This is a genomic window from Streptomyces sporangiiformans, assembly GCF_005768555.2.
Classification (GTDB): Bacteria; Actinomycetota; Actinomycetes; order Streptomycetales; family Streptomycetaceae; genus Streptomyces; species Streptomyces sporangiiformans.
This window is the reverse complement of the sequence record NZ_VCHX02000267.1, coordinates 1-7,236: the sequence shown is the minus strand read 5'-3', so window position 1 is coordinate 7,236 and position 7,236 is coordinate 1. Positions and strand designations below refer to the sequence as shown.

General features: G+C 68.1%; 4 protein-coding genes. 1 reads left to right on the top strand and 3 read right to left on the bottom strand.

Translation table 11 applies throughout. The features are described 5' to 3' along the window. Nucleotides 1–146: 146 nt before the first annotated feature. The 3 genes from FGD71_RS35705 to dctA form a co-directional block, all read right to left on the bottom strand. The gene (locus tag FGD71_RS35705; RefSeq protein WP_119104702.1) at nucleotides 147–1,241 is read right to left on the bottom strand and encodes a tartrate dehydrogenase; all 1,095 of its coding nucleotides are present in this window, start codon (nucleotides 1,239–1,241) and stop codon (nucleotides 147–149) included. A 111-nt stretch (nucleotides 1,242–1,352) separates the two neighbouring features. After that, nucleotides 1,353–2,255 (bottom strand): LysR family transcriptional regulator, encoded by a 903-nt coding sequence (locus tag FGD71_RS35700; RefSeq protein WP_119104701.1) that lies wholly within the window; start codon nucleotides 2,253–2,255, stop codon nucleotides 1,353–1,355. Nucleotides 2,256–2,273: 18 nt separating this feature from the next. Next, complete coding sequence (gene dctA, locus FGD71_RS35695) at nucleotides 2,274–3,713, bottom strand: C4-dicarboxylate transporter DctA (protein ID WP_119104700.1); 1,440 nt, start codon at nucleotides 3,711–3,713, stop codon at nucleotides 2,274–2,276. A 434-nt stretch (nucleotides 3,714–4,147) separates the two neighbouring features. Here dctA and FGD71_RS35690 point away from each other — a divergent pair, with 434 nt between their 5' ends. Continuing rightward, on the top strand, nucleotides 4,148–7,201 hold the full coding sequence (locus FGD71_RS35690) for an MGH1-like glycoside hydrolase domain-containing protein (RefSeq protein WP_119104699.1): 3,054 nt from the start codon (nucleotides 4,148–4,150) through the stop codon (nucleotides 7,199–7,201). The last annotated feature ends 35 nt before the right edge of the window (nucleotides 7,202–7,236 follow it).

Sequence of the window (7,236 nt, the reverse complement as noted above, 5' to 3'; positions counted from 1 at the left end):
GGGCCCCGAGCCGTCATGGCTCGGGGCCCGGCACGGCGTGGCCGCCCGGCTCGGCGAGCGGCCTGTCCCGGACTGCCGGCGCGACGTGTGGAACAGGCCGGGACGTTCGAGTGCGCCACCAGGGGCCGGAGGCAGCGGGGAACGGGTCAGGCGTTCAGGGCGTCGATGAGGGCCTTGGTGACGTCCTCGGTGGAGGCGGAGCCGCCGACGTCGCGGGTGAGGATTCCGGCGCCCGTGGTCGCCTCGATGGCCTTCTGCAGGCGGGCCGCCTGGTCGGGAAGACCGAAGTGCTCCAGCATCAGGGCGGCGCTGCCGACCGCGCCGATCGGGTTGGCCAGACCCTGGCCGGCGATGTCCGGGGCGGAACCGTGGACGGGCTCGAACATGCTGGGGAAGCGGCGCTCGGGATTGAGGTTGGCGCTCGCGGCCAGGCCCAGGCTGCCGGCGAGGGCGCTGCCCAGGTCGGAGAGGATGTCGGCGTTGAGGTTGGAGGCGACGACGACGGAGAGGTCCTCGGGGCGGAGGACGAACTTCGCGGACATGGCGTCGACCAGGACGCTCTCGGTCTCCACGTCGGGGTAGTCGGCGGCGACGCGCCGGAAGACGTCGTCCCACAGGACCATGCCGTACTGCTGCGCGTTGCTCTTGGTCACGGACGAGACCTTGCGGCGGGTTCGGGTGCGGGCCAGGTCGAAGGCGAAGCGCATGATGCGCTCGCAGCCGACCTCGGTGAACAGGGCCGACTGGACGGCGACTTCGCCGCCCTGCCCGCGCCCGGCGAGGTTGCGGCCGCCCAGGCCGGCGTACTCGCCCTCGCTGTTCTCCCGGACGACGACCCAGTCCAGTTCGGTGTCGTCCGCCTTGCGCAGCGGGCTCTGGACGCCGGGCAGGAAGTGCACGGGGCGGACGTTGGCCCACTGGTCGAAGTTCTGACAGATCTTCAGGCGCAGTCCCCACAGGCTGACGTGGTCGGGGACGGTGGGCCAGCCGACGGCTCCGAAATAGATGGCGTCGAAGTCCTTCAGACGCTCCAGGCCGTCGTCGTCCATCATCTTGCCGGTGCGCTCGTAGTAGCCGCAGCCCCAGGGGAACTCCTGCCAGTCGAAGGCGAAGGCTCCCTGTGAGTCTGCCCGGGAGTCCGCGGCCAGCGCGTCCAGCACGGCGCGGCCCGCGGCGACGACCTCGGCGCCGACACCGTCGGCGGGGATGGCGGCGATACGGAAGGTGCGGGTTGCGGTCACGGGGAGCCTCCGGTGGTGGGTTCGACGTCTTCGAGTCAACCCAGTGGGGCCGCACGCCGTCCAAGACACGCTTCCGATACGGCGTATAGGCGCAACCGATCGATTCGGCGGCTACGACGTCCCGGTGCCCTTCCGCCGGGCGTACGAACGCGTCAGCTCCAGGAACGCGCGGGCGCCCGGGGTGAGGTGGGCGGGCAGGCTGATCATGGCGACGTGGAGATGCGCGGTGGGCTCGATGGACGCCACGGCGGCACCGCAGCGGCGGGCGAGCCGGGTCCAGGAGGCGGGCAGGACCGCGATGCCGACGCCGGTCAGTACGAGGGGAAGGATGGAGGTGCGGTGGTCGACGACCGCGACGATGTCGGTGCCCTCGGTGTGCGCGGTGATGTCGTCGACGATGGTGCGCATCAGGCTCCCGCCCCGGGAGGCGATCAGCTTGCGTCCGCCGAGGTCCTCCGGGCGCAGGGTGGCCCCGTCCTCCACTTCCGCTCCCGGAGCGGCCACCACGACGAACGGCTGCTCCTCCACGGGCAGGACGTCGAGACCGGACACGGCCACCGGCTTGGCGGCTCCCAGGAGCCCCAACTCGCAGGCACCGCTGCGGACGAGCTCCACGACCTCCTCGGGTGTGAAGGCGGCCCGGCTGCTGACGGTGACGGAAGGGTGCAGTTCGGCGAAGCGGTGGATCAGGCTGGTCAGCGGCTCTATGCCGGGTGAGGGCATGGCCGCCACCTCGAAGGTACCGCCGTGCAGACCCGACAGGGCCGCGGCCTTGTCCCGTACGGCCGCCAGGTCGCGCAGCACGCGGCGGCTCGGTTCGAGGAGTTCCGCCCCGGCCTGGCTGAGCACGACCCCGCGGCCCTTGCGGTGGAACAGCGATACGCCCAGGTCGGCTTCCAGGTTCGCCATCGCCTGCGAGAGCGAGGGCTGCGCCACGTGGAGCGCGGCGGCCGCTCTGCTGAATCCGCCGTGCTCCACGATGGCGAGGAAGTATTCGAGTTGCCGGGCGTCCACCAGGCGGACCCTACCGTTCTACGGGTTGACCGGTACCGCCTCGTTCGCCTCGGCCGGCCTCCCGCCGGGCACGGCGACCTCGGCGGCACCGGCGGCCCCGGCAGCGGGCGCGTCGACCTGCTCCTCCCGTTCGTCCCGCTCCTCCCGCTCCTCCCTTACCTCGCCGGACAGCACCTGGCGGGCCCGCGTCAGGTCGAGGCCGTTCTCCCAGCGGGCGATGAACAGGGCGGCGACGGCGTTGCCGAAGAAGTTGACCAGGGCCCGGCACTCCGACATGAACTTGTCGATGCCGAAGACGAGCATGATGCCGGCCGCGGGCACATGACCCACGGTCGACAGCGTCGCGGTCAGGGCGATGAAGCCGCCACCCGCGACACCGGCCGCCCCCTTGGACGTCAGCAGCATCACCGCGAGCAGGCCGAGCTGCTGGCCGACGGAGAGCGAGGTGTCGGTGGCCTGCGCGATGTAGAGGGTGGCCAGGGAGAGATAGATGGCGGCGCCGTCGAGGTTGAAGCTGTAGCCGGTCGGCACCACCAGGCGGACCGTGGACTTCTCGGCGCCCATGAACTCCAGCTTGCGCATCAGGCCCGGCAGGGCCGGCTCGGCGGTGGAGGTGCCCAGGATCAGGAAGAACTCCTCCTTGAAGTAGCGGAAGAGCTGGAAGATGTTCAGCCGCACATACGCCGCCAGCACCGCGCCGAGCACGACCACGACGAACAGGATGGAGGTGACGTAGAAGAGCAGGATCAGCGAGCCGAGGCTGGTCAGCGTCGACAGCCCGAACTTCCCGATGGCGTAGGACATCGCCCCGAAGGCACCCAGCGGAGCCGCCTTCATCACGAACGACAGCACCTTGAACACCACCGTGGTCAGGCGGTTGACTGCGGCGATGATCGGCTCGCCCGCCTTGCCGACGGACTTCAGCGCGATCCCGAAGATCACCGCGAGGAAGATCACCTGCAGGATGTCTCCCTCGACGAAGGCGCCGAAGACACTGTCCGGCACGATGCCCGTCAGGAATTCCCACCAGTGCTGGTGCTCGCCCGTCTTGATGTACTGACCGGCGTCACCCGAGACGTCCAGCCGCGAGGGGTCGGCGTGCACGCCGTCGCCGAGCCGGAAGATGTTGATCGCGACGAGCCCCGCGGCCATGGCGACGATCGTGCCGAGCTGGAAGTAGGTCAGCGCCTTGATGCCGGTCCGGCCCACCTTCTTCAGGTCGGCGACTCCAGCGACGCCGCCGATGATGGTCAGGAACACGATCGGCCCGATCAGCATCTTCATCGCCGTGATGAACGTCGTGCCGATCGGCTCCATCGAGGTGGCCAGATCCGGCCACCGCCACCCGAGCACGATCCCGATGACGATCGCCACCAGCACCTGCACGTAAAGCTGCCGGTACCACGGCTTCTTCCTCACCACTGCGTCGCCTGCGGCTTTGTTCGGGGCATGCGTCATTGCAACCTCCATCCAGGCACGGGTAAGGGTCCGTCGGCGCACTCCGCGGACAAGGAACGCGCATCCCAGTCGGGATGCCGTGCGTCCGGTGCCGGCTTCGAGGACCCGTACGACACCGGGTCCCGACCGGCCGTCGCATCACCTACCGGCTCAGTGAAGCCCGTCACAGACGAGGAGGTCCACGACCAAAAACCGATCCCCCGTATAGGCGGTGCCTATGGCGTCGTCTCACCCGGCGCCGGCCTCAGCCTCCTCAAGGGCCGCGCCCAGCGGGCCTGACGCGATGCGCGATGGCGCGCCGGGGAGGGGCCAACTTCCCCCCCCCGGCGCTGTCCGATCCATTGACTTTGTTTCTGTCCTGTCACTACCGTCGCTCGACTTTCGAACAACGTTCGATATTGCGAACGACTGTTGCGCCCCGTGGAGGACGACTCATGCGCCGCAGATCCGGTCCCAGACCAAGACCAAGACCCAGAGCCGGACGCCGTCACCGCACGACGGCCGCGCTGCTCGGCTCTTTCCTGTCCGTGACGCTGGCCGCGACGGGCACGGTGGCGAGTCCGGCCCAGGCGGCGGACGACCCCAACGCGGTCGCCCTCGACAAGGACGCGATCCTTGCCGCGAATCAACTCGACGAGCGGCAGTGGTACAAGGACAACATCCCGTTCCTCGACACCCCCGACAACGACATCGACGAGGTCTACTACTACCGGTGGAGCACCTTCAAGCGTGCGCTCCGCTACACCGTGCCGGGCACGGGCTACGTCTCGACCGAGTACGACGTGCCGATCGGCTACGCGGGAAATCCGTACACCGCGCTCCCGGACGCCGCCGGCTATCACCTGCTCGACGGGCGCTGGCTGCGCAACCGCGACTACGCGGGTGACTACCTGGACTTCTGGCTGCGCGGGGCGGGCAACTCGGGCGCACGGAACTTCAGCGAGTGGCTCACCAGCGCCGCGTACCAGCGCTATCTCGTCACCGGGGACGCCGCGCAGATCAAGTCCGCGCTCCCTCATCTCATCGCGCTGTACAAGCGGTGGGACTCGAACTTCACCAACGACATCACGGTGAACGGCACGGCCTCGACCAGCGACCTGTACCACCAGACGCCGCTGTCCGACGCCACCGAGTACACCGAGACGTCGATGAAGAGCAGCAACTGGTTCAGCGGCGGCCCCGGTTACCGGCCCACGATCAACGCGTACATGTTCAGCGCCGCCCAGGCGATCAGCAAGATCGCCACCATGAACGGGGACACGGCGACCGCGAACGAGTACAGCGACAAGGCCGCGGCGCTCAAGGCGGGCGTGCAGAACTCCCTCTGGGACCCGCAGCGCAACTTCTTCATGCAGGTCTACAACACGCACAGCACCAACGGCACGCTGAAGCAGACCAGGACGACCTGGCGGGAGGCGATGGGCTTCGCCCCCTGGGCGTTCAACCTGCCCGACGCGCAGTACTCGTCGGCGTGGAAGTACCTGACCGACCCGAAGCGGTTCAAGGCGCCGTTCGGGCCCACGACGCTGGAGCGGGTGCACGACTTCGAGGCCGAGCAGGCGACCCGCAACCACGCGAACGTGTTCAACGCGTCGACGGCATCGAACGGTTCGTACGTCGGCCAGATCGACTTCGACGACAGCTACGTCACCTTCACCGTGGACGCTCCGGGCGCCGGGACGTACCCGGTGACCGTGCACTACGCCAACGGCACCAGCGGCACATCGACCCACAAGCTCATCGTCAACGACAACACCGCCAACCCGATCACGGTCAACTACGCGCCCACCGGCGCCTGGCAGAAGTTCTCCGAGTCGCAGGCCGTCACCGTGCAGGTCCCCATGAAGGCCGGGGCCAACACGCTGAAGTTCGCCAAGGGCACGAGCTTCGCCGAACTCGACCGGATCACGGCGAACCCGTACTTCAACTACGAGGCGATCCCCGCCGAGCAGAAGCGCGACGACGCCAACTGCTGCCACTGGAACGGCCCGAGCTGGCCGTACCAGACCAGCCAGATCCTGACCGGCATGGCGAACCTGCTCCAGGACTACCCGGCGCAGAGCTACGTCACCAAGGCCGACTACCAGTCCATGCTGGCCCAGTTCGCCGACCTCCAGCACAAGGACGGCGAGCCCTACATCGCCGAGGCCGCCAACGGTGACACCGGCGAATGGATCTACGACGGCTTCAACTTCAGCGAGCACTACAACCACTCCAGCTTCAACGACCTGGTGCTCACCGGTCTGCTGGGCATCAAGCCGCAGTCGGGCAACACGCTGGTGCTGAAGCCGCTGATCCCGTCCACCTGGGACTACTTCGCGGTGGAGAGCCTCCCCTACCACGGACACACCTACTCGATCCGCTGGGACCGTGACGGCTCGCACTACGGCAAGGGCAGCGGCCTGCAGATCTTCCAGGACGGCCAGCGCATCCACCAGTCCTCGACCATCGGCAACACCACCGTGAACGTGGCCGCCCCCGTCACTCCGGCTCCGGCCACACGGATGATGAACGTGGCGGCCAACCCGTTGACCGCCGAGCAGGACTGGCTCGGCCGCACCATCACCCAGCCCTACCCGAAGGCCTTCGCCTCCTACACCAACACCGTCTCCAACGGCCCGCACTGTCACAGCGGCCAGACCTGCAAGCCGACCACCTTCGACGCCCCGCTGCGGGCCACCGACGGCTGGATCCGCTACGACAAGATCCCCGACGACCGGTGGACCAACTCCGGCTCACCGAACGCGACCGACCATCTCGGTGTGGACTTCGGGGCGCCGCGGAAGATCAACGAGGTCAAGTTCTACACGTACGACGACGGCGCGAACATCCGGGTCCCGGCGAGCTACACCGTCCAGTACTTCAAGGACGGGGCGTGGGTGAACGTCCCGAGCCAGACCAAGAGCCCGGCCGCACCGGTCGCCGACAACGCCAACGAGGTGACCTTCCCGACCGTCACCACCTCCCAGTTCCGGGTCGTCTTCACCCCTCAGGCGGGCAAGTTCGTCGGCGTGACCGAGCTGGAGTCCTGGTACCCGGAGACACCGGCCGTGAAGATCATCAACAAGAACAGCAACCTGGAACTCGGCATCTCCGGTTCCTCGATCGCCGCCGGAGGCGCGGTCCAGCAGCAGACGGCCGACACCACGGCCAACCACAAGTGGAAGCTCGTTCCCGCCGAGAACGGCTACTACAAGATCTTCAACGCCAACAGCGGCCAGGTACTGGGCATCAAGGACGCCTCCAAGACAGCCGGTGCCACCGCACTGCAGTGGGGCGACACCCTCACCGCCGACCACCTCTGGTCCGTGGTGGACGCCGGTGGCGGCTACTGCAAACTCGTCAACAAGAACAGCGGCATGGTCCTGGGCATCCAGAACATGTCCACCTCGTCCGGGGCCCAGGCCCTGCAGTGGGACGACACCGGTACCGCCGACCACCTGTGGCGGCTGGTCACCGATGACGGCAGTACCCCGTTCAACTCCTGACCCCGAAGCGCGGCTGGGCCGGAGCCTGAAGGCTC

Coding starts and splice junctions, on each gene's coding strand:
- dctA (WP_119104700.1), bottom strand. CDS start 3,713: ATGACGCATGCCCCGAACAAAGCCGCAGGCGACGCAGTGGTGAGGAAG.
- FGD71_RS35690 (WP_119104699.1), top strand. CDS start 4,148: ATGCGCCGCAGATCCGGTCCCAGACCAAGACCAAGACCCAGAGCCGGA.